The 18,315-nt window shown below is 70.5% G+C and carries 20 protein-coding genes and 1 pseudogene; 8 read left to right on the forward strand and 13 right to left on the reverse strand.

Annotated elements, in window-relative coordinates:
- Window positions 1-127: 127 nt before the first annotated feature.
- The 3 genes from ACIQAC_RS14120 to ACIQAC_RS14130 all read right to left on the reverse strand — a co-directional run bounded on the left by ACIQAC_RS14120 (window position 128) and on the right by ACIQAC_RS14130 (window position 3,629).
- Entirely contained in the window at window positions 128-844 is a 717-nt protein-coding gene (locus ACIQAC_RS14120; RefSeq protein ID WP_402190337.1) for a prepilin peptidase, read from the reverse strand.
- Window positions 845-852: 8 nt separating this feature from the next.
- Complete coding sequence (locus tag ACIQAC_RS14125) at window positions 853-2,640, reverse strand: protein kinase (RefSeq protein ID WP_402190340.1); 1,788 nt, start codon at window positions 2,638-2,640, stop codon at window positions 853-855.
- Window positions 2,641-2,780: 140 nt separating this feature from the next.
- Entirely contained in the window at window positions 2,781-3,629 is an 849-nt protein-coding gene (locus ACIQAC_RS14130; protein WP_402190342.1) for a menaquinone biosynthetic enzyme MqnA/MqnD family protein, read from the reverse strand.
- A gap of 331 nt (window positions 3,630-3,960) precedes the next feature.
- Here ACIQAC_RS14130 and ACIQAC_RS14135 point away from each other — a divergent pair, with 331 nt between their 5' ends.
- Window positions 3,961-4,164 carry a cold-shock protein gene (locus ACIQAC_RS14135; protein ID WP_004984723.1) on the forward strand — a complete coding sequence of 68 codons (204 nt, stop codon included), beginning with the start codon at window positions 3,961-3,963 and terminating at the stop codon, window positions 4,162-4,164.
- 127 nt (window positions 4,165-4,291) lie between these two features.
- On the opposite strand, the gene ACIQAC_RS14140 is transcribed toward ACIQAC_RS14135, so the two are convergent.
- The gene (locus ACIQAC_RS14140; RefSeq protein ID WP_402190344.1) at window positions 4,292-4,870 is read right to left on the reverse strand and encodes a helix-turn-helix domain-containing protein; all 579 of its coding nucleotides are present in this window, start codon (window positions 4,868-4,870) and stop codon (window positions 4,292-4,294) included.
- 77 nt (window positions 4,871-4,947) lie between these two features.
- Between ACIQAC_RS14140 and ACIQAC_RS14145 the strand changes: the two genes are divergently transcribed.
- The 4 genes from ACIQAC_RS14145 (at window position 4,948) to ACIQAC_RS14160 (ending at window position 7,331) form a co-directional block, all read left to right on the forward strand.
- Window positions 4,948-5,706 (forward strand): AzlC family ABC transporter permease, encoded by a 759-nt coding sequence (locus ACIQAC_RS14145; protein WP_402190346.1) that lies wholly within the window; start codon window positions 4,948-4,950, stop codon window positions 5,704-5,706.
- On the forward strand, window positions 5,703-6,017 hold the full coding sequence (locus tag ACIQAC_RS14150; RefSeq protein ID WP_402190348.1) for an AzlD domain-containing protein: 315 nt from the start codon (window positions 5,703-5,705) through the stop codon (window positions 6,015-6,017). Before ACIQAC_RS14145 ends, ACIQAC_RS14150 begins: the two co-directional genes overlap by 4 nt.
- A 79-nt stretch (window positions 6,018-6,096) precedes the next feature.
- Entirely contained in the window at window positions 6,097-6,732 is a 636-nt protein-coding gene (locus ACIQAC_RS14155; RefSeq protein WP_402190350.1) for a class I SAM-dependent methyltransferase, read from the forward strand.
- 89 nt (window positions 6,733-6,821) lie between these two features.
- Window positions 6,822-7,331, forward strand: coding sequence for a hypothetical protein (locus tag ACIQAC_RS14160; RefSeq protein WP_402190352.1), 510 nt, complete (start codon window positions 6,822-6,824; stop codon window positions 7,329-7,331).
- A 33-nt stretch (window positions 7,332-7,364) separates the two neighbouring features.
- Here the strand turns inward: ACIQAC_RS14160 and ACIQAC_RS14165 are convergent, their stop codons facing one another.
- On the reverse strand, window positions 7,365-7,790 hold the full coding sequence (locus ACIQAC_RS14165) for an ATP-binding protein (protein ID WP_402190354.1): 426 nt from the start codon (window positions 7,788-7,790) through the stop codon (window positions 7,365-7,367).
- Window positions 7,791-7,907: 117 nt separating this feature from the next.
- On the opposite strand from ACIQAC_RS14165, the gene ACIQAC_RS14170 reads away from it, so the two are divergent.
- Both ACIQAC_RS14170 and ACIQAC_RS14175 read left to right on the forward strand, forming a co-directional pair.
- Entirely contained in the window at window positions 7,908-8,747 is an 840-nt protein-coding gene (locus ACIQAC_RS14170) for a helix-turn-helix domain-containing protein (RefSeq protein WP_402190355.1), read from the forward strand.
- Window positions 8,744-9,013 carry a DUF397 domain-containing protein gene (locus ACIQAC_RS14175; protein ID WP_402190356.1) on the forward strand — a complete coding sequence of 90 codons (270 nt, stop codon included), beginning with the start codon at window positions 8,744-8,746 and terminating at the stop codon, window positions 9,011-9,013. Before ACIQAC_RS14170 ends, ACIQAC_RS14175 begins: the two co-directional genes overlap by 4 nt.
- 14 nt (window positions 9,014-9,027) lie before the next feature.
- On the opposite strand, the gene ACIQAC_RS14180 is transcribed toward ACIQAC_RS14175, so the two are convergent.
- Window positions 9,028-11,010 (reverse strand): AMP-dependent synthetase/ligase, encoded by a 1,983-nt coding sequence (locus tag ACIQAC_RS14180; protein ID WP_402190357.1) that lies wholly within the window; start codon window positions 11,008-11,010, stop codon window positions 9,028-9,030.
- Between the two features lie 299 nt (window positions 11,011-11,309).
- Between ACIQAC_RS14180 and ACIQAC_RS14185 the strand changes: the two genes are divergently transcribed.
- Window positions 11,310-12,188: a MaoC family dehydratase gene (locus tag ACIQAC_RS14185; protein ID WP_402190359.1), complete on the forward strand. Its 879-nt coding sequence runs from the start codon at window positions 11,310-11,312 to the stop codon at window positions 12,186-12,188.
- Between the two features lie 51 nt (window positions 12,189-12,239).
- Here ACIQAC_RS14185 and ACIQAC_RS14190 read toward each other — a convergent pair whose 3' ends face one another.
- The 7 genes and pseudogenes from ACIQAC_RS14190 to mqnE all read right to left on the reverse strand — a co-directional run bounded on the left by ACIQAC_RS14190 (window position 12,240) and on the right by mqnE (window position 18,287).
- Window positions 12,240-12,884 carry a TetR/AcrR family transcriptional regulator gene (locus ACIQAC_RS14190; RefSeq protein WP_402190360.1) on the reverse strand — a complete coding sequence of 215 codons (645 nt, stop codon included), beginning with the start codon at window positions 12,882-12,884 and terminating at the stop codon, window positions 12,240-12,242.
- Window positions 12,885-13,072: 188 nt separating this feature from the next.
- Window positions 13,073-13,870 (reverse strand): annotated as a pseudogene (locus ACIQAC_RS14195) (family 16 glycosylhydrolase); the annotation flags it as partial.
- 287 nt (window positions 13,871-14,157) lie between these two features.
- Entirely contained in the window at window positions 14,158-15,474 is a 1,317-nt protein-coding gene (locus ACIQAC_RS14200; protein WP_402190361.1) for a dicarboxylate/amino acid:cation symporter, read from the reverse strand.
- Between the two features lie 118 nt (window positions 15,475-15,592).
- Window positions 15,593-15,721, reverse strand: a complete 129-nt coding sequence (locus tag ACIQAC_RS14205; protein WP_402190363.1) for a putative leader peptide — start codon at window positions 15,719-15,721, stop codon at window positions 15,593-15,595.
- Between the two features lie 129 nt (window positions 15,722-15,850).
- Window positions 15,851-16,150 (reverse strand): DUF4229 domain-containing protein, encoded by a 300-nt coding sequence (locus ACIQAC_RS14210; protein WP_402190365.1) that lies wholly within the window; start codon window positions 16,148-16,150, stop codon window positions 15,851-15,853.
- Window positions 16,151-16,228: 78 nt separating this feature from the next.
- Entirely contained in the window at window positions 16,229-16,753 is a 525-nt protein-coding gene (locus ACIQAC_RS14215) for a GNAT family N-acetyltransferase (protein WP_402190367.1), read from the reverse strand.
- A gap of 370 nt (window positions 16,754-17,123) precedes the next feature.
- Window positions 17,124-18,287, reverse strand: a complete 1,164-nt coding sequence (gene mqnE, locus ACIQAC_RS14220) for an aminofutalosine synthase MqnE (RefSeq protein ID WP_402190370.1) — start codon at window positions 18,285-18,287, stop codon at window positions 17,124-17,126.
- Between the last annotated feature and the right edge of the window lie 28 nt (window positions 18,288-18,315).

Raw genomic sequence — 18,315 nt, forward strand, 5'->3', positions numbered from 1 at the left:
GGTCTGGACGGACTCCACCACCCTACGCCAGCCGTTTCCCCGCCTTCCGGCCAGCCCGGGGCCCACACGCCGGACCCCCGTCCGCCCACCCGGACCCGCATCCGCCGCCCCGGCCGCCCGCCGCCCGTCAGACCGCCGCGGCCTCCAACACCACCCCGGCGTACGCCCCCGCGAGCAGAAACGGCCCGAACGGTACGGCCGTCCCGCGCCCCGTCCGCCGTACGACGGCCAGCACTCCCCCGTACACCGCGCCGCACACGAACGCGACGAACGTGCCGAGCAGTACCGTCCGCCAGCCGTACCAGCCCAGTGCCGCCCCCGCGCCGAGCGCCAGCTTCACGTCGCCGAAGCCCATGCCGCCGGGGTTGATCTCGTGCAGGACGAGGTAGCCGGCGCCCAGCGCGAGGGCGGCTAGCAGGGCCGTCGGCCAGTGGCCCGCGTGGTCCGGGAGCAGCGCGGCGACGCCGAGCAGGGCCGGGACGACGGCCGCGAGCGGCAGGGTGAGGACGTCCGGCAGGCGCTGCACCCGTACGTCGACGATCGCGAGCAGTACCCCGACGGGCCCGGCCGCCAGCCAGACGACCAGCTCGGGGCGGGGTCCGGTCGCCAGGGCGAGGCCCGCGCACAGCAGCGCGGTGAGGAGGGCGGGCACCACAGGGCCGGGGCCATAGGCCCGCGCACACTCCGGGCAGCGGGCCCGGCCGAGCAGGCCGCCCAAGGGATGGCCCTCGGGGCACCGGTCCCGCCACGGCTCCTCCGGCGGTACGGAGAGCCGGTACGCCGCGCGCGGCAGCAGCGCCCCGGCGAGCGCGCCCCAGAGCACGGCGACGACGACGGTCACCATGGCGCCGGCTACTCGACCTTCGTCAGTCGGGCCGTCGGACTGCCGGAGGCCTGACTGTCGGACTCGTAGGTGACGTCGTCGCCGGTCGGTGTGAGCCAGACCGTGTGCTCCTCCTTCGCACACGTCGCCGGGTTGCCCTTGGCCCCCCTGCCCTTGGCGATCAGCCGGTTCTCCTCGACCTTCTCCAGGGTGAGTTCATCGACGCACTCGCCGCCGATGGGGTCGGTGTTGAGCACCTCGCCGAGACTGCCGCCGATCTTCGTCTGCTCCACCGTGACGCGGAAGGTGCCCATCGGGACGAGGCCGCCACTCGCCGTCCCCTGCCCCTCCCACGCGCCGAGATACCGCGCGGGCACAACACCCGGGCCGCTCTCCTCGCTCGAAGACGCCGTCGCCGACGGCGTCTTCGCGGGGTCGGACCCGGAATCGGCCCCCGAGTCGGAACCCGCGCTCTCCTTCTTCTCGCCCGGCAGCAGGTCGAGGACGAAGACCGACCCGACCGTCACCGCCGCCAGCGCCCCGGCGACCGCGAGGGCCACCGTGCAGCTCATCCGCCGTCCGCGCCCGCCGTCCCCGGTGGTGGAGGTGGCCGCCACGGAGACGGAGAGCCTGCCGGGAGCGGGGGTCGCGTCCCGCGGCTCCGGCACACCACCGCCCGTACCCATGCCCGTACTCGCCCCCGTGCCCGTGCCCGCCACGGACGGTGAACTCGCCATACGGGGATCGGACGCGTACGGGACCTGCGAGCCCGAGCCGTACGGCCCCGACCCGTCCGTGCCGCCGGGCGTCATCACCGGCGGCGGCCCGAACGTCCCCTGTGTCCCCTGCGCGCCCGCGCCCACCCCCACCGCCGGGCTGCTGAAGCCGACCGGTCCCGACGGGGACGTGTCCACGGCCTCCAGGTTGAGCAGTTGCACCGCGCTCCGGCTGACCCGCTCCACCAGCGGCCCCGGCAGCCAGCCGCCCGCGACGAGGCGGGCCGCGCCCTCGGGTGCCAGCCGCCCGGAGATCTCGGCGGGCGCGGGCCGCGCGGACGGTTCCTTGGCGAGGCAGTCGGCGACCAGTTCGCGCAGGCCGCCGTCGAGCGCCTCCAGCCCGTCGAGGCGCGGCTCCTCGTGCACGACCTTGTAGAGCAGCGCGGCCGAGGAGTCCCCGGGGAAGGGCGGCTGACCGGTCGCGGCGTACGCCAGTACCGCGCCCAGGGAGAAGACGTCGGCGGCGCCGGAGATGCCCTTGCCGAGGATCTGTTCCGGCGACATGTAGCCCGGTGAGCCGACGGAGACGCCGGTGGAGGTGAGGGAGGCGGTGCCCTCGGTGGCGCGGGCGATACCGAAGTCGATGAGGAGCGGGCCGTCGAGGGTCAGCAGCACGTTGGAGGGTTTGACGTCGCGGTGGACCAGGCCCAGTTCGTGGACGGCGGCCAGCGCCTCGGCGAGGCCGGCGCCGAGGGCGCGTACCGAGTGGGCGGGCAGTGGGCCGCCCTCGGCGACGGCGGCGGTCAGGGAGGGTCCGGCCACGTACGCGGTGGCGACCCAGGGCACGGCGGCGTCGGGGTCGGCGTCCAGGACGGGCGCGGTCCACGCGCCGCCGACCCGGCGCGCGGCGTCGACCTCGCGGCGGAAGCGGGTGCGGAACTCCTCGTCGTACGCGAAGTGCGGGTGGACGATCTTGACGGCGACCGTGCGGCCGCCCGCGCTGCGGCCGAGGTAGACCCGGCCCATCCCGCCGGCCCCCAGCCGGCCGAGCAGCCGGTAGGGCCCCACAACGGTAGGTTCATCGGCTCCGAGCGGCTGCATCGCGGCCTCTCCCCCTGTCTGCCCCGTGCCCCGTACGCCTGGCCTGCTGCCCGGAAGCGTATAAGCACGGGCCCGCCGTGACTGCGGCAGGCGCCACAACCGCCAAAGCGGGCGCCACCACGGGCTGGCGGGAAGCGCCGCTACGGCTTCAGCAGCTCCACCTTCACGTCCGCCGGAAAGCCGGTCGTCGGGCCGACGCGGCGGGCGAACTCCTCGACGGCCGCGAGCTGCGGGGCGCCGAAGCGGAAGTCCAGGGTGGTGAAGTACTGCTCCAGGACCCGCTCGTCGAAGTCCTCCCAGCGGGCGGCCTGCTCGGCGACCTTGCCGACCTCCTCAAGAGAGAGGTTGCGGGACTCCAGGAACGCCTCGTGGACCTTGCGGGTGATGACCGGCTCGCGGGCGAGGTAGTCGCGCCGGGCGGCCCAGACGGCGAAGACGAACGGCAGCCCGGTCCACTCCTTCCAGAGCGTGCCGAGGTCGTGCACCTGGAGCCCGAACCGGGGCCCGTCGACCAGGTTGGCGCGCAGCGCCGCGTCGCCGATCAGTACGGCGGCGTCGGCCTCCTGCATCATCAGGCTGAGGTCGGGCGGGCACGTGTAGTAGTCGGGCCGGACGCCGAACCGTTCCGCCAGCAGCAGCTGGGCCAGCCGCACCGAGGTGCGCGAGGTGGAGCCGAGGGCGACGCGGGCGCCGTCCAGCCGGTCCAGCGGGGCCTGGGAGACGATCACGCAGGACATGACGGGTCCGTCGCAGCCGACCGCGATGTCGGGGAAGGCGACCAGGTCGTCGGCGTTCTTCAGGAACTCGACGAGGGTGACGGGACCGATGTCGAGATCACCGCGCACCAGTCCCTCGCTGAGCTTCTCCGGGGTGTCCTTCGTGAGCTCGAAGTCGAGGAGGGTGCCGGTCCGGGCGAGCCCCCAGTACAGGGGCAGGCAGTTGAGGAACTGGATGTGGCCGACACGCGGCCGGGTGCGGGAATTGTCCACATCGCGAGGCTAGACCCTGTGGGGTACGGTACGGAGCCCACCCCCGCCGTCGGACGCGTCCACTCCGCCGACCGCGCTTCCCGGGACGGTCGTCATCACCGTCCCGGTCCTTCAAACGTCCGGGTGACGTGATCTTGACCTCTATTGCATTCCCCTGCCTGCGTGCTAGGCTCGCCCGCAAGTTGCAGTTTGGTTTCCCTTGCAGTACAGAGCCTGCGGAGCATGTGACCGCGGGCTCTCGTCGTTCCTAGACATATGCGAATGTGCAGAATCTTGTCTTCACACTTGCTGGTTCTGGAGCAGGGCAACCCTTTGGGCCCAAGGAGGGCTTATGGCTACCGGAACCGTGAAGTGGTTCAACGCCGAAAAGGGCTTTGGTTTCATCGCCCAGGAAGGCGGCGGCCCCGACGTCTTCGTCCACTACTCCGCGATCAACGCGACCGGATTCCGGTCCCTTGAGGAGAACCAGCAGGTGTCCTTCGACGTCACCCAGGGCCCGAAGGGCCCGCAGGCGGAGAACGTCACCCCGGTCTGATCCCCTCGGATCAAGGATCGAGTGCAGTACCCAAGGAGCCCCGCGCCGCAAGGCGACGGGGCTCCTGCCCTTTCCCGGCACCCGCCGCGTGAGATGAATTCTCCGCGAATTCAAGCGGGCCCTGCTCTCAAACGTGCTGCATGATCAGCACGAACTTCGTGCCGGGCTCCAGCGCCTCGTACGAATGGGCCACGTCGCCCCGGTAGCTCATGTAGTCGCCGGCCCGGAGTTCCTCCTGGGCTCCGTGCGGACCGGCTTTCACCCGTCCGGCGGCGACGACCAGGTGTTCCACGGTCCCCGGAATATGCGGTTCCGAATCCCGTACGCCGCCGGGCTCCAGCCGGATGTCGTAGAGATCGCGCCGGGCACCGGTCGGGCTCGCCGAGAGCAGGGTCGCCGCATAGCCCGCCTGTTCCGAGCGGACGGCGGGCCCCTCACCCGACCGGATCACCTGCACCTGCGGAATCGGCGGTTCCACCAGCACGCTGAACGGCACGCCGAGCGCCACGGCCAGTGCCCAGAGCGTCTCGACGCTCGGATTCCCGCTCGCCGCCTCCAGCTGGGACAGCGTGGACTTGGCGATCCCGGCCCGTTTCGCCAGCTCGGACAGCGAGAGTCCGACGCGGGTGCGCTCGCGGCGCAGGGCGCCCGCGATCCAGTCGAGGGGTGGGCGGGGCGGGGTCGGGCCGCTGGTACCGGCATCCACCGTGAACACTCCGTTCGCTGTGTCGGTCCGATCGTTCGCCTTGACGAACAGTCTTACTTCTGTTCATTCTAGTGAACATGCGTTCGCTGCTCCGAACACCACGAACTCCCCGAACACCACGGACCCCCGCTCTTGTCCGTGACGCCTCCCTCCTGTGGGTGGCGAGCGGAGTCGTCGGGCTGTCCTTCGGGGCGATCTCCGTGGCGGGCGGTCTGCCGGTCTGGGTGCCGGTGGTGATGTCGCTGTTCGTGTACGCGGGCTCGGCGCAGTTCAGCGCGGTCGGCGTGCTGCTGGCGGGCGGTGGTCCGGTGGCCGCGGCGGCGACCGGCCTGCTCCTGAACACCCGGACCGTCGCCTTCGGTCTCGCCGTCGCCGACATCCTCGGGCGGGGCCGGGTGGCGCGGCTCCTTGGGGCGCATCTGGTGACCGACGAGACGGTCGCGTTCGCGCTGGCGCAGGAGGATCCGGCGCGTCGCCGGGCCGCGTTCTGGATCTCCGGCGTCGGCCTGTTCGCCGTCTGGAACATCACCGTGCTCGCGGGGGCCCTGGCGGGCGGCGCGCTCGGCGACACCGCGCGCTTCGGCCTCGACGCGGCGTTCCCCGCGGTGCTGGTCGCGCTGGTCATGCCGATCCTGCGCAAGGACGCGCCCGTCCGGCGGGCCGCGCTGCTCGGGGCCGCACTGGCCCTCGCGGCGGCTCCGCTCGTCCCGGCCGGACTGCCGGTACTGCTGGCCCTGGCGGGCCTCGCGGTCCACGGACGCGGCCGGAAGAAGGAGGAGAAGGAAGAGAACGAGGAGAAGGAGGAGAAGGAGGACGAGGAGGTGGCGGCGGCATGAGCGCGACGGTGGCGATGATCCTGGCCCTCGCGGTGGGCACGTACGCCTTCCGGCTGGTGGGGCCCGCGCTGCACGGGCGGGTCGAACTGCCGTCCCGGGTACGGGAGCTGCTCTCCGCCGGTGCGGTGGTGCTGCTGGTGGCCCTGCTGGCGACGGGCGCGCTCACCGAGGACGGCGGCTTCGCGGGGTGGGCGCGTCCGGCGGGGGTGCTGACGGGCGGCGTACTGGCATGGCGGGGCGCACCGTTCGTGGTGGTGGTGCTGGGGGCGGCGGGGGTCACGGCGGCGCTGCGGCTGGCGGGCGTGGGCTGAGGCCCCCGCCGAGGGATCCCGGCCGGCGGATCCCGGCCGGCGGACCCGTTGTCAGTGGGGGCCGTTAGGGTCGCCGTCCATGACCGACAACGAGACTCTGACGAGGGTCTTCTACGACGCCGTGGCCGAGGACTACGCGGAGCAGTTCCGTGAGGATCTGGTCCGGCCGATGGAGCGGGCGCTGCTGACCGGGTTCGCGGAACTCGTGGGCACGGACGGGGAGGTGGCGGACCTGGGGTGCGGGCCGGGGCGGGTGACGGGACATCTGGCCGGGCTGGGCCTGAAGGTGTTCGGGCTTGACCTCTCGGAGTCGATGCTGGCCGTGGCACGGCGGGAGAACCCGGGGCTGCGGTTCGAGCGCGGCTCGATGCTGGCGACGGGGATCCCGGACGGCACGCTGGCGGGGGTCGTCTCGCGGTACTCGTCCATCCACACACCGGTGGATCAACTGCCCGAGCTGTTCGGGGAGTTCCACCGCGTCCTGCGTCCCGGAGGGCATCTGTTCATCGCTTTCCAGGTGGGGGACGTACCCCGGCACTACGACGAGGCGTGGGGCCGGCCCGTCTCCATCGACTTCCAGCGCCGCCGGCCCGAGCAGATCGCCGCGCTGCTGGAGGGGGCCGGGTTCGAGATGCGCTCCCGGACGGTCCGGGCGGCGGAGGAGGAAGAGGGCGAGTCGACACCGCAGGCGTACCTGATCGCGCGGCGGCCCTGACGACGGCCCTCCGGAAACTTCCAGTACCGGTCAGGGCCGCGCCGACCTAGCCTTCGTGCGCCACCATCCCCCAGCCACAAGGAAACGTTATGCAACTGCGCACCCGTACCGCCGCCACCCTCGCCGTGGCCGCCTCGTTCGTCGGTCTCGTCGGACTGGCGCCGACCGTGTCGGCCGCGGAGACCCCGAAGGCGTCGGAGGGCAAGTACTGCGCCACGGTGGTCGAGCCGGTGAAGGCGGGCGAGAAGGTCTCCCGGGTGAAGAACCGGGTCTGCGCCGACTCCCGTGCCTCGGCGGCGGCAGCGGTACGGCAGAGCGCCTCGACCCTGCTCATGACCTGGTACGACAACGCCAACTTCGGCGGCGGCTGGAACGACCTGTACGGCAACTTCGGACCCTGCGACTCCGCGGGCTACGTGCTGAACACCGGCCTGTGGCGCACCTCGATCTCGTCGTTCCGGACGTACAACAACTGCGACGGCCAGCAGGCCGTCCTCAACAACGGCTCGGGCGTCCTCTACTACTACGGCTACGCCACGTCCTACGTGGGCGACCGGGCCAACGACAACATCGAGACCTTCAAGATCTTCGACGCGTAACCCGCAGGGAGGGCCCGGTGGGAGCCGACCCTCTCAGCCGCGTTCCTTGAGTGACACCTCCGCCCACACCGTCTTGCCGACCTGCCGCTCTGCGACCCCCCACGCCACGCACAGCAGCGTGACGAGGATCAGGCCACGGCCCGACTCGCCGTCCGGTTCGGTCACAAACCGCAACGGGCGGTCACCTCTCGGGTCACTCACTTCGATACGCAGTGTGCCTTCTGCGGCGAGCGCGACACGCAGTTCGAAGTCCCGGCCCGGGACCCGGCCATGCGTGACCGCGTTCGCCGCCAGCTCGGCCACCACGTGCTGAGCCGTGTCGTTCACCTCGCTCTCGTGCGGGTAGCCCCAGTCCGCCAACTGCTGCGCCACAAGACGCCGGGCGAGCCGGGCGCCCCTCGGGGTGGCACTGAGGCGCTGGGTGAGTTCCTGGGTGGGGGTGGAGATTTCGCCGTTCACGTCACTGAGCGTGGCCGCTTGTACTTACCCTGACCAGGGGCGACTTGGCGACGGTCGGTAGTCGTACGGGTTCGCTGTGTTCCCTGTACGGGATGTCGGACGAGAGGCACGGGGCGGATGGAGACACCGGCGGAGGCAGAGGGCACAACAGGGCTCTTCACAGCGCTGGGCAAGATGCTCAAGCTGTTGCGCGAGCGCAAAGGGCTGACGCAGAAGGAGTTCGGGCAACTGGTGGGCTACGGCCCTGACGCCATCTCGGCGATGGAGCGCGGCGTACGCAATCTTCGGCCCGAGGTGCTGGAGAAGGCGGACGAACTCCTGGATGCCGGAGGCCTGTTGCGGGAGGTGATCCCGGAGGTCAGGGAGGCGATGACGAAGGTCCGGACACGGCATCCGGAGTGGTACCGGAGTTATGCGGGGTTGGAGGCGGAGGCGGTTGAGCTGCACTTCTACGCCAACCACAGCGTGCCCGGCCTGTTGCAGACCGAGGATCACGCGCGGGCCGTATTCGGGAAGCGTCGACCGTTCCTCGACGAGGAGACGATCGAGAGGCGCGTCGCAGACCGGCTCTCCCGGCAGCAGATCTTTGAGCGCACCCCCGCGCCGATCGTGAGCTACGTCCTCGAAGAGGTCCTGCTGGACCGGCCGATCGGTGGTCGGCGGGTGCACGGGGATCAGCTTCGGCGCCTGCTGCAAGTCGGACAGATGCAGAACGTCGAGATTCAGGTGATGCCGACCTGGATGGAGGAACATCCCAACCTGGACAGTGCGTTCAACCTGCTGACGCCCAAGGGACACGGACCGGTGGCATACACGGAAGCGCAAGGGCATCCACGGTTGATCACCGATCCGGAAGAGGTACGCAAGATCGTTGACCGTTATGGGATCATGCGGGCGATGGCACTCTCTCCGTCAGAGTCCCGGAAGTTGATCGAGCAGAAGCTGGAGGAGCTATGACCCACGAGCAGCTCAACTGGTTTAAGTCCAGCTACAGCAGTGGCGAGGGCGGCGAATGCGTGGAAGCCGCGTACACCTGGCACAAGTCCTCGTACAGCGGCGGCGAGGGCGGCGAATGCGTGGAGGTCGCCACCTCCCCCCACGCCATCCACCTCCGTGACTCCAAGAACCCCGCCGGAGGCCACGTCACTCTCGCCCCGACTGCCTGGGCGGCGTTCCTCGCCTCGGGTCACTGCGCGAACGACGCCACGACGTTCCGCTCCTGAGGCGGCCGTCGGCCCTACCCCTCGTACATCGCCTCCACCACGTCCGAGAAGTCCCGCAGAATCTCCTCGCGACGGAGCTTCATCGACGGGGTGACATGGCCCGACGACTCCGTGAAGTCGGCCGGCAGGACGGTGAAGCGGCGGATGGACTCGGGGCGCGAGACCAGCCGGTTGCCCTCGTCGACCGCGCGTTGCAGCACGGCCAGCAACTCCGTGTCGGTGACCAGGAGTTCCGGCGGCACCGGGTGCTTGCCGTTCATCTGCCGCCAGTGGGTGATGCCGTCCGGGTCCAGGGTGATCAGCGCGGTGATGTAGGGGCGGCGGTCGCCGAGGACCAGGCACTGGGAGATCAGGGGGTGGGTGCACAGGAAGTGCTCCATGGGCGCGGGGGCGACGTTCTTGCCGCCCGCGGTCATCAGGATCTCCTTCTTCCTGCCGGTGATGCTGAGATAGCCCTCGTCGTCCAGACGGCCGATGTCGCCCGTGGGGAACCAGCCGTCCGGGCTCGCCGGGACCACACCGCCCGCGGCCGGGTCCCAGTAGCCGCGGAAGACCTGGCCGCCGGAGAGCAGGATCTCGCCGTCGGCGGCGATCCGGACGCGGGTGCCGGGCAGCGGCCAGCCGACCGTGCCGATCCGGGGTTTGAGCGGTGGGGTGACCGTGGAGGCGCCGGTCGTCTCGGTGAGGCCGTAGCCCTCGTATATCTGCATGCCCGCGCCCGCGTAGAACGCGGCGATGTCCCGGCTGAGCGGTGAGCCGCCACAGATCAGCTGGCGGACCCGGCCGCCGAGCGCGTTGCGGAGCTTGCGGTAGACGAGCGGGTCGTACATCGCGCGGGCGGCCCGCAGGCCGCGGCCGGGGCCGTGTCCGGCGCCGCTCAGGGCCGCCTCCTGGGCCTCGCCGTAGCGCTTGGCGACGCTCGCCGCGCGGTCGAAGGTGCTTGCCCTGCCCTTGCGTTCGGCGCTCGCGCGGGCGCTGTTGTAGATCTTCTCCAGCATGTACGGGATGGCCAGCAGGAACGTCGGCCGGAACGTGGCCAGGTCGGCGATCAGGTCCGCGGCCTTGAGGCTGGGCGCGTGGCCGAGCCGTACGCGCGCGCGGACGCACGCCACCGCCACCATGCGGCCGAAGATGTGGGACAGCGGCAGGAAGAGCAGGGTCGACGGCTCCTCGTTGGTCTTCGCCCGGAAGACCGGGTAGAGGAGTTCGATCGCGTTGTCGACCTCGGCGAGGAAGTTGCCGTGGGTGAGGGCGCAGCCGCGGGGGCGGCCGGTGGTGCCGGAGGTGTAGACGATCGTCGCGAGCGTGTCGGGGCCCAGTACCCCGCGCCGTACGCCGACCTCGGAGTCCGGCAGCGAACGCCCCACCTCCGCGAGGCGGTCCACATGCCCCTTGTCGATGGTCCACAGGTGGCGCAGGTCCGGCAGATGCCCGAGTTCGGGGCCCATCGCGGCGGCCTGCTCGGCGGTCTCGGTGAGCATCGCGACCGTACCGGAGTCCTGGAGGATCCAGCGGGTCTGGAAGACGGAGGAGGTCGGATACACCGGCACGGTCACCAGGCCGGCGGCCCAGGCGGCGAAGTCCAGCAGGGTCCACTCGTACGACGTCCGGGACATGATCGCGATCCGGTCCCCCGGGACCAGCCCCTCCGCGATCAGCCCCTTCGCCACGTCCCGCACCTGCGCGGCGAACTCGGCCGCCGTGACGTCGGTCCAGGTGCCGTCCGGCGCGCGGCGGCTGAGGATCGGATGCCCCGGCGAGACCTCCGCGTTCTGGAACGGCACGTCGGCCAGCGACCCGTGCGAGACGGGCGGCACCAGCGGCGGTACGGCCACCTCGCGCACCTCGCCGTCCAGCCGCCGGATCTCCGGCTCCACGAGCACCGGCCCGCCGTCCGGGTCGTACTCCAGGGACGACGCCGAGGACGCCGACGACGCCGACGCGGCCGTGGAGTTCGCGGGCAGCGGGGCGGACGAGGACGAGTACGAGATGGTCATGGCAGCTCCTGGGGCCTTGCGCAGCCGTGCACTGCTCTTCTGCATGAGGTACGCGCCGGGCGTACGGAGGCGTTCAGCGCCTGGGCCGTGGTTCGGCCGCCTCGCCGGGCAACACGTGATCGTACGGCTGGGTCGTGGGGAGTTCGTGCGGGTTCGGGGGTTTTCCGGAGCCGGTCCCGGGGTGGGCGTGTGCAGCCGGGCACTCTTGCGCGCCGGCTCGTTACCTGCGGTAACATTACTCCTGAGTCAGTGTCATGTTTGCAGGTCACCGAGGTGGGGAGTCGTTGATGGTCGACCGCGTGACGGATTCCGCCGGCCCCACGACGACCGTGCTGCCCGCCGCTCCCGCCCTGCCTCCGCTGCTCGCCCGGGGCGCGCTCCTCTCCCCCTTCAAACGCCCCCGCCCCGACGCCGCCTTCCCCCGCACCCGGCTGGTCCTGCCCCTCCCCCGCCTCGACCTCTCACACCTGACCGCGTACGAGCGGGTGTGCGGCTTCCCGACCGGCGCGGACGCCCTGCCGGTCACGTATCCGCATGTCCTCGGTTTCCCGGCGGCCCTCCGTCTGATGAGCGACCGCCGCTTCCCGCTCCCGCTCCTCGGCCTGGTCCACACGTCGATCGACATCACCCGGCACACCCCGCTCCGCCTCGACGCGCGCTACGAACTCGCCGTGCGGGTCGCGGGGTTGTCCCCGCACCGGCGGGGGACGGAGGCGCGGGTGGTGACGGAGCTGCGGGAGGGCGGGGCCGTTGTATGGGAATCGGTGAGTACGTTCCTGGCGCGGCACCGGACGGGGACGGCGGCGGCGCGAGGGGAAGCGCCGGATGCGCGCCCCGTGCTGCCCGCCCGGGCGGAGTGGCAGCTGGCCGGGGACGTGGGCCGTCGGTACGCGACCGTCTCCGGCGACCACAACCCCATCCACCTCCACCCGCTCACCGCCCGGCTGTTCGGCTTCCCGCGGGCGATCGCGCACGGCATGTGGACGGTGGCCCGGGCGCTCGCGGCGCACGGCACACCCGACGCGGTGCGGGTACGGGCGGAGTTCAGGGCGCCGGTGCTGCTGCCGGGGGTGGTGGAGTACGCGGCGGAGGGCGACCGGTTCGAACTGCGCGGCAGGGACGGGAAACTGCACCTGGCCGGGAGTGTGGAGGGGGTCGCGCCGGGCGGGAGGCGGTGACCGGGAGCGATACGTGGGGCACCTGGACGGGGGTTGGGGAGGAGGGCCCCGTCAGGCGGGCGGGGGTGACCAGGAGCGGCCCGCCATGAGGTCGCCGAGGCCGGTCCAGGCGAAGTTCATCAGGGTGCCGGCGGCCTGGCGGGCCGTGACGCCGGGGGTGTCGTTGGCCCAGGCGGCGAGGGCCTCGGCGGCGCCGACGAGGGCCTCCGCGAGGCCGGCGACCTCGCGGTCGACGAGGTCGGGGTCGGGGTGGGCGTCACGTGCGGCGACGGCTATCAGCTCCGTCACGAACGCCACGATCTCGGCGCGGAGCGAGGTGATCTCTTCGCGGAAGGCCTCGCCGTGCGTGCGGGCCTGGAGGTGCAGTACGGCCCAGCCGTCGGGGTTGCGGGCGGTGTGGGTGAAGAACGCCAGCAGCCCTTCCCAGAGTTGCCGGTCGGCGGGCAGGTCGGTGCGGGCTGCGGCCACGACCGCCTCGGTGAGTGCGGTGGCCTCGCGGCGGATGCAGGCGGTGAAGAGCTCTTCCTTCGAGTTGAGGTAGAGGTAGACCAACGGCTTGGAGACTCCGGCCAGTTCGGCTATGTCGTCCATCGACGCGGCCATGTATCCACGCTGCCCGAAGATCTGCACGGCGGCGTCCAGCATCTGCTGCTCACGGACGGCGCGCGGCATCCGCTTGGTCTTCACGGCACCCATACGTCTTACCCTACGTTCCGCCTTGACCGGCTGAACCTGGTGGGAGCGGGGGGACTTGGGGTGGGGGTCGGGTGCGGGTCCGGTGGGGGCCGATCGCGCAGTTCCCCGCGCCCCTGGCGGGACGGCGGCTGCGCCGCCCGTCCCGCCGTCGGATGGCGGCGCAGCCGGGGTTGAGGGGTGGGGGGCTAGCTTGTGGTGACTGTGACGTGGTCTACCACTAGTTGTTGGGGGAAGACCGTGGAGCTGTTGGGGTCGCCGGGCCAGTAGCCGCCGACCGCGAGGTTGAGGATGATGAAGAAGGGCTTGTTGAAGACCCACTGGCGGCCGCCGAGGTCGGCGGGGGTGCGGGTCTGGTAGACGTTGCCGTCCACGGACCAGGTGATCTGGTTGGGCGACCAGTCGACGGCGAAGGTGTGGAACGCGTCGGCGAAGGCCTGCCCGCCCGGCAGGGTGTAGCCCGCGCCGATGCCGCCGGATCCCGAGTAGTTGGGGCCGTGGATCGTACCGTGGACGGTGGAGGGCTCGAAGCCGACGTTCTCCATGATGTCGATCTCGCCGGAGGCGGGCCAGCCGACCTGGCCGAGGTCGTTGCCGAGCATCCAGAACGCGGGCCACATGCCCTGGCCGCGCGGTATCTTCATCCGCGCCTCGACGTGCCCGTACTGCGCGGTGAACTTCCCGGCGGTGTTCAGCCGGGCCGAGGTGTACTCGCACCGGCCGTACCAGCACTGGTAGTTCGCCGGGTTCTCCCGGCGGGCCGTGATCACCAGCTGGCCCTGCCCGTTGAGCGCGGCGTTGGCGTTGCCGGCCGTGTACATCTGGCGCTCATGGTTGTTGACGTTGTCGCCGGTCTCGATCTGCCACTTCGAGCCGTTGACCGCCGAACCGGCCGCCCCGTCGAAGTAGTCGGAGAACGTCACCGCCTGCGCGCCGGCCGTCTCGGCCTGCGCGGATGGGGGGACGGCGACCGCGGCCGAGCCGACCATGGTGACGGACAGCGCTGCCAGCAAACACCTGCGGAGAAATCGTGAAGACGTCACGAGTCTCCCTTCCGTGCGGCGCCCCGTCGCACGGGACACCGGCTGTGTGGGGGGATTGAAGGGACGCCTCCCGATCTAAGGGGTGGGACGAAGGACCGTCAATAGCTAGGTACGGACCATTCCGATTGGCAATCGCAATCAAGGACGTACGGTCCGGATCCGGCCTGCCAACGATCCGGGCCCCCGTTCCGTCGAGGAACGGGGGCCCGGGATCACCTTCGGGGCGGAAGGTGTCAGGCGGGGACGGGAACCGGGCGGGCCTTGTCACGGGGCTCGTCACGCTGGTCGTCGATCGGGGAGCTGAGCGCGTGGTCGTACGCGTCACGGTCGAGGATCTTCTCGCGGGCGGCGACGATGACCGGGGCGACGATCTGGCCGGCCACGTTGGTGGCGGTGCGCATCATGTCGAGGATCGGGTCGATGGCGAGGAGCAGGCCGACGCCCTCCATGGGCAGGCCCAGCGTGGACAGGGTCAGCGTCAGCATGACCGTCGCGCCGGTGAGGCCGGCCGTGGCGGCGGAGCCGACGACCGAGACGAACGCGATCAGCAGGTAGTCGCCGACGCCCAGTTGGATGTCGAAGATCTGCGCCACGAAGATCGCGGCGATCGCCGGGTAGATCGCGGCGCAGCCGTCCATCTTCGTCGTCGCACCGAACGGCACCGCGAAGGACGCGTACTCCTTGGGCACACCGAGCCGTTCGGTGACCTTCTGGGTCAGCGGCATGGTGCCGACCGAGGAGCGGGAGACGAAGGCCAGCTGGAGCGCGGGCCAGGCGCCCTTGAAGAACTGGAGCGGGTTGAGCTTGGCGACGGTCGCGAGCAGCACCGGGTAGACCACGAACAGGACGATCGCGCAGCCGACGTAGATGTCCGCGGTGAACGTGGCGTACTTGCCGAGCAGGTCCCAGCCGTAGGTGGCGATGGCGTTGCCGATCAGGCCGACCGTGCCGAGCGGGGCCAGCCGGATGACCCACCACAGGGCCTTCTGGAGGAGTTCGAGGACGGACTCGCTCAGGGTGAGGATCGGCTGGGCCTTCTCGCCGAGCTGGAGCGCGGCGATGCCGGCGACGGCGGCCATGAACACGATCTGGAGCACGTTGAGTTCGGTGAACGGCGTGATGACGTCGGTCGGCACGATGCCGGTCAGGAAGTCGATCCAGGAGCCGGTGGTCTGCGGCTTGGCGCCGTCCTCGGGGGTGAGGCCGGTACCGGCGCCGGGGTTGGTGACCAGGCCGATCGTGATGCCGATGGCCACCGCGATCAGCGAGGTGATCATGAACCAGAGGAGGGTGCGGGAGGCCAGGCGGGCCGCGTTGTTGACCTTCCGCAGGTTGGTGATCGAGACCAGGATCGCGAAGAAGACGAGCGGGGCGACGGCCAGCTTCAGCAGGCCGATGAAGATGTCGCCGATCTTCTCCAGCGTGGTGACGAGCCACGACACGTCACCGGTTCTGGCGAGCCAGCCGAGTACGACGCCGAGCACGAGGCCGACGAGTATCTGCGCCCAGAAGGGCAGCTTGAGGTGATTTGTGCGCACGGACACGGACATGCTCCATCAGGGATGCGCGGATACGCGGGGGACGGGGAAACCGGCGCCGGGAGTTATCCGAAGGGCCGGCGCGGCGAACTGATGCGGGGAGACGCGGAGATACGGGACCGCGGGAACGTCAGAGTCGACAGCTCAGACGGCTCGGACAGCTCGGACAGCTCGCGGAGGCGCAGCGACAGAGGTCCACGTGCAGGCGCTCGACGAGCGGAGTGCTCGGAGGCATGGCGGACGTAGCTGCGGACATCATGTCCAGACCGTAACACTCAAGCTTTGGGGATCTCAAAGCCTGGGTTTGAGAGGTAGGCCACGCCCAAGATCGGCATAAAGCAAAGCGCCCCGGGAAAGCGGGGCGCTTGAGGTGCGAGCGGGGTGTGGGCTACGACGTCTGGCCCTGCGCGCGTGCGGCGTCGTCGGCGACGTCCTCCTGGCTGCGGTTGGCCTCCAGGTTGGCCTTCATCCGGTCGACCTTCGTCACGATCCCGACCGAGGCGCGGTCCCGCTCCTTGCGCAGCGCGACGAAGCTGATCGGTGCGGAGAGGACCAGGGCGAGCAGCGCGATCCACATGCCGTTGGAGTCGCCGAGGCCGCGCGGGGCGATGCCGGAGTAGACGAGGCCCCAGACGACCACGAGGCAGCCCACGAAGATCCCGAGGCGCATCAGTGTGTAGCGGAGCATCTCAATCCAGTCTTCCGTAGGGACACCGTCCAGTGAAGCATGCCGGATGTCCGATCTTGGAGGGGGGTGTCCGGGTGCTCAGTTCAGCGGCAGCAGCATGATGACGTCGTCGCGGTCGTCGCCGGGGGCCACGCGGATCGCGGCGGGGATGCGGCCGACTTCCTTGTAGCCGCAGGAGGCGTAGAAGCGTTCCAGGCCGAGGCCGCCTCGGCAGGTGAGGCGGATCGCCTCGATGCCGTCGAGAGTGCGGGCGGCCTGTTCGGCTGCGGTGAGGAGGTCTCGGCCGTAGCCCTTGCCCTGGTGGCGGGGGTGGACCATCACCGTGTACAGCCAGAGCCAGTGGGTCATCAGGCGGTGGGAGTTGAAGGCGAGGAACGCGGTGGCGGCGACTTGGCCCTGGGCGTCGTGGCCCACGAGTAGGCGTCTGGTGCCGTCTGCCATCGCGGCGAGTTGGCCCACCAGGTCTGGGCGTATCTCTTCTCGCGTCACCGGCGGGACGTGGCCGACGGCTCCACCGGCGTTGGTGACGTCCGCCCACAGATCGAGGATCCCGTCGCGCAGGGCGGGGTCGACCGGGGGGTCCAGGGTAAAGGTAAGGGACACGGGGGAATTGTAGCCATTACGCCGGGGACAGGTGCGGGTCCGTGGGGGTTGTTCGCGCAGTTCCCCGCGCCCCTGGGGGTACGACTTCGGGTGCGGGTCCGTGGGGGCCGTTCGCGCAGTTCCCCGCGCCCCTGGGTACGACTTCGGGTGCGGGTCCGTGAGGGCTGGTCGCGCAGTTCCCCGCGCCCCTTAGGTTGGACAGGTTCCGCGTCTCGCAAGGTGTCGGCGCTTCACAACCAGCCGAGGCATCGCCCACCCAGGGGCGCGGGGAACTGCGCGACCAGCCACCCACCCGGCCGCAGACGGAAACCGACCGCATCCACCCCAGGGGCGCGGGGAACTGCGCGATCGGCCACCCACCCGGACGGAGTCAGAGGCGCATGGGTTGGGGGGATTCCCTCAGCGTCGCGTCCGGGCCCGGGTGTTCGCGGAGGATGTCGTAGCGGGTGTTCCGCTCCACGGGACGGAACCCGGCGTCGCGGATCAGGTCCAGCAGGTCCTCACGGGTCAGCTTGCTCGGCGTACCGTAGTTGTCCGCGTCGTGCGTGATCTTGTACTCCACGACCGACCCATCCATGTCGTCCGCCCCGTGCTGCAACGCCAGTTGAGCCGTCTGCACCCCGTGCATCACCCAGAACACCTTCACGTGCGGCACGTTGTCGAACAGCAGCCGCGACACCGCGAACGTCTTCAGCGCCTCCATCGGCGTAGCCATCTGCGTCCGCGCCTGAAGCCGGTTACGGACCTTGCCGTCCTTCACGTCCACGAAGTCGTGCTGGTACCGCAGCGGGATGAAGACCTGGAACCCGCCGGTCTCGTCCTGGAGTTCACGGAGGCGGAGCACATGGTCCACCCGGTGCCGCGGCTCCTCGATATGGCCGTACAACATCGTGGCCGGCGTCTTCAGACCCTTCTCGTGGGCGAGACGGTGAATCCGCGACCAGTCCTCCCAGTGGGTGTTGTGGTCGACGATGTGCTGCCTCACCTCCCAGTCGAAGATCTCCGCGCCACCACCGGTGAGCGACTCGAGACCCGCGTCGATCAGCTCGTCCAGGATCTCGGACGCGCTGAGCCCGGAGATGGTCTCGAAGTGGTGGATCTCCGTCGCCGTGAACGCCTTCAGCGAGACGTCCGGCAGGGCGGACTTCAGCTCGCGCAGGGAGCGCGGGTAATAGCGCCACGGCAGGTTCGGGTGCAGACCGTTGACGATGTGCAGCTCGGTGAGATGCTCCGACTCCATCTCCTTCGCGAGCTTCACCGCCTCCTCGATCCGCATCGTGTACGCGTCCTTCTCGCCCGGCTTGCGCTGGAACGAGCAGTAGGCGCAGGACGCCGTGCACACATTCGTCATGTTGAGGTGGCGGTTGACGTTGAAGTGGACCACGTCGCCGTTCTTCCGGGTCCGCACCTCGTGCGCGAGGCCGCCGAGCCAGGCCAGGTCGTCCGACTCGTACAGCGCGACGCCGTCCTCGCGGGTCAGCCGCTCACCGGAACGGACCTTCTGCTCCAGCTCGCGCTTGAGTCCGACGTCCATACCCACACCTCTCTCAGAATTCCGAACC

The sequence above is a fragment of the Streptomyces sp. NPDC088387 genome, from assembly GCF_044753385.1.
Classification (GTDB): domain Bacteria; phylum Actinomycetota; class Actinomycetes; order Streptomycetales; family Streptomycetaceae; genus Streptomyces.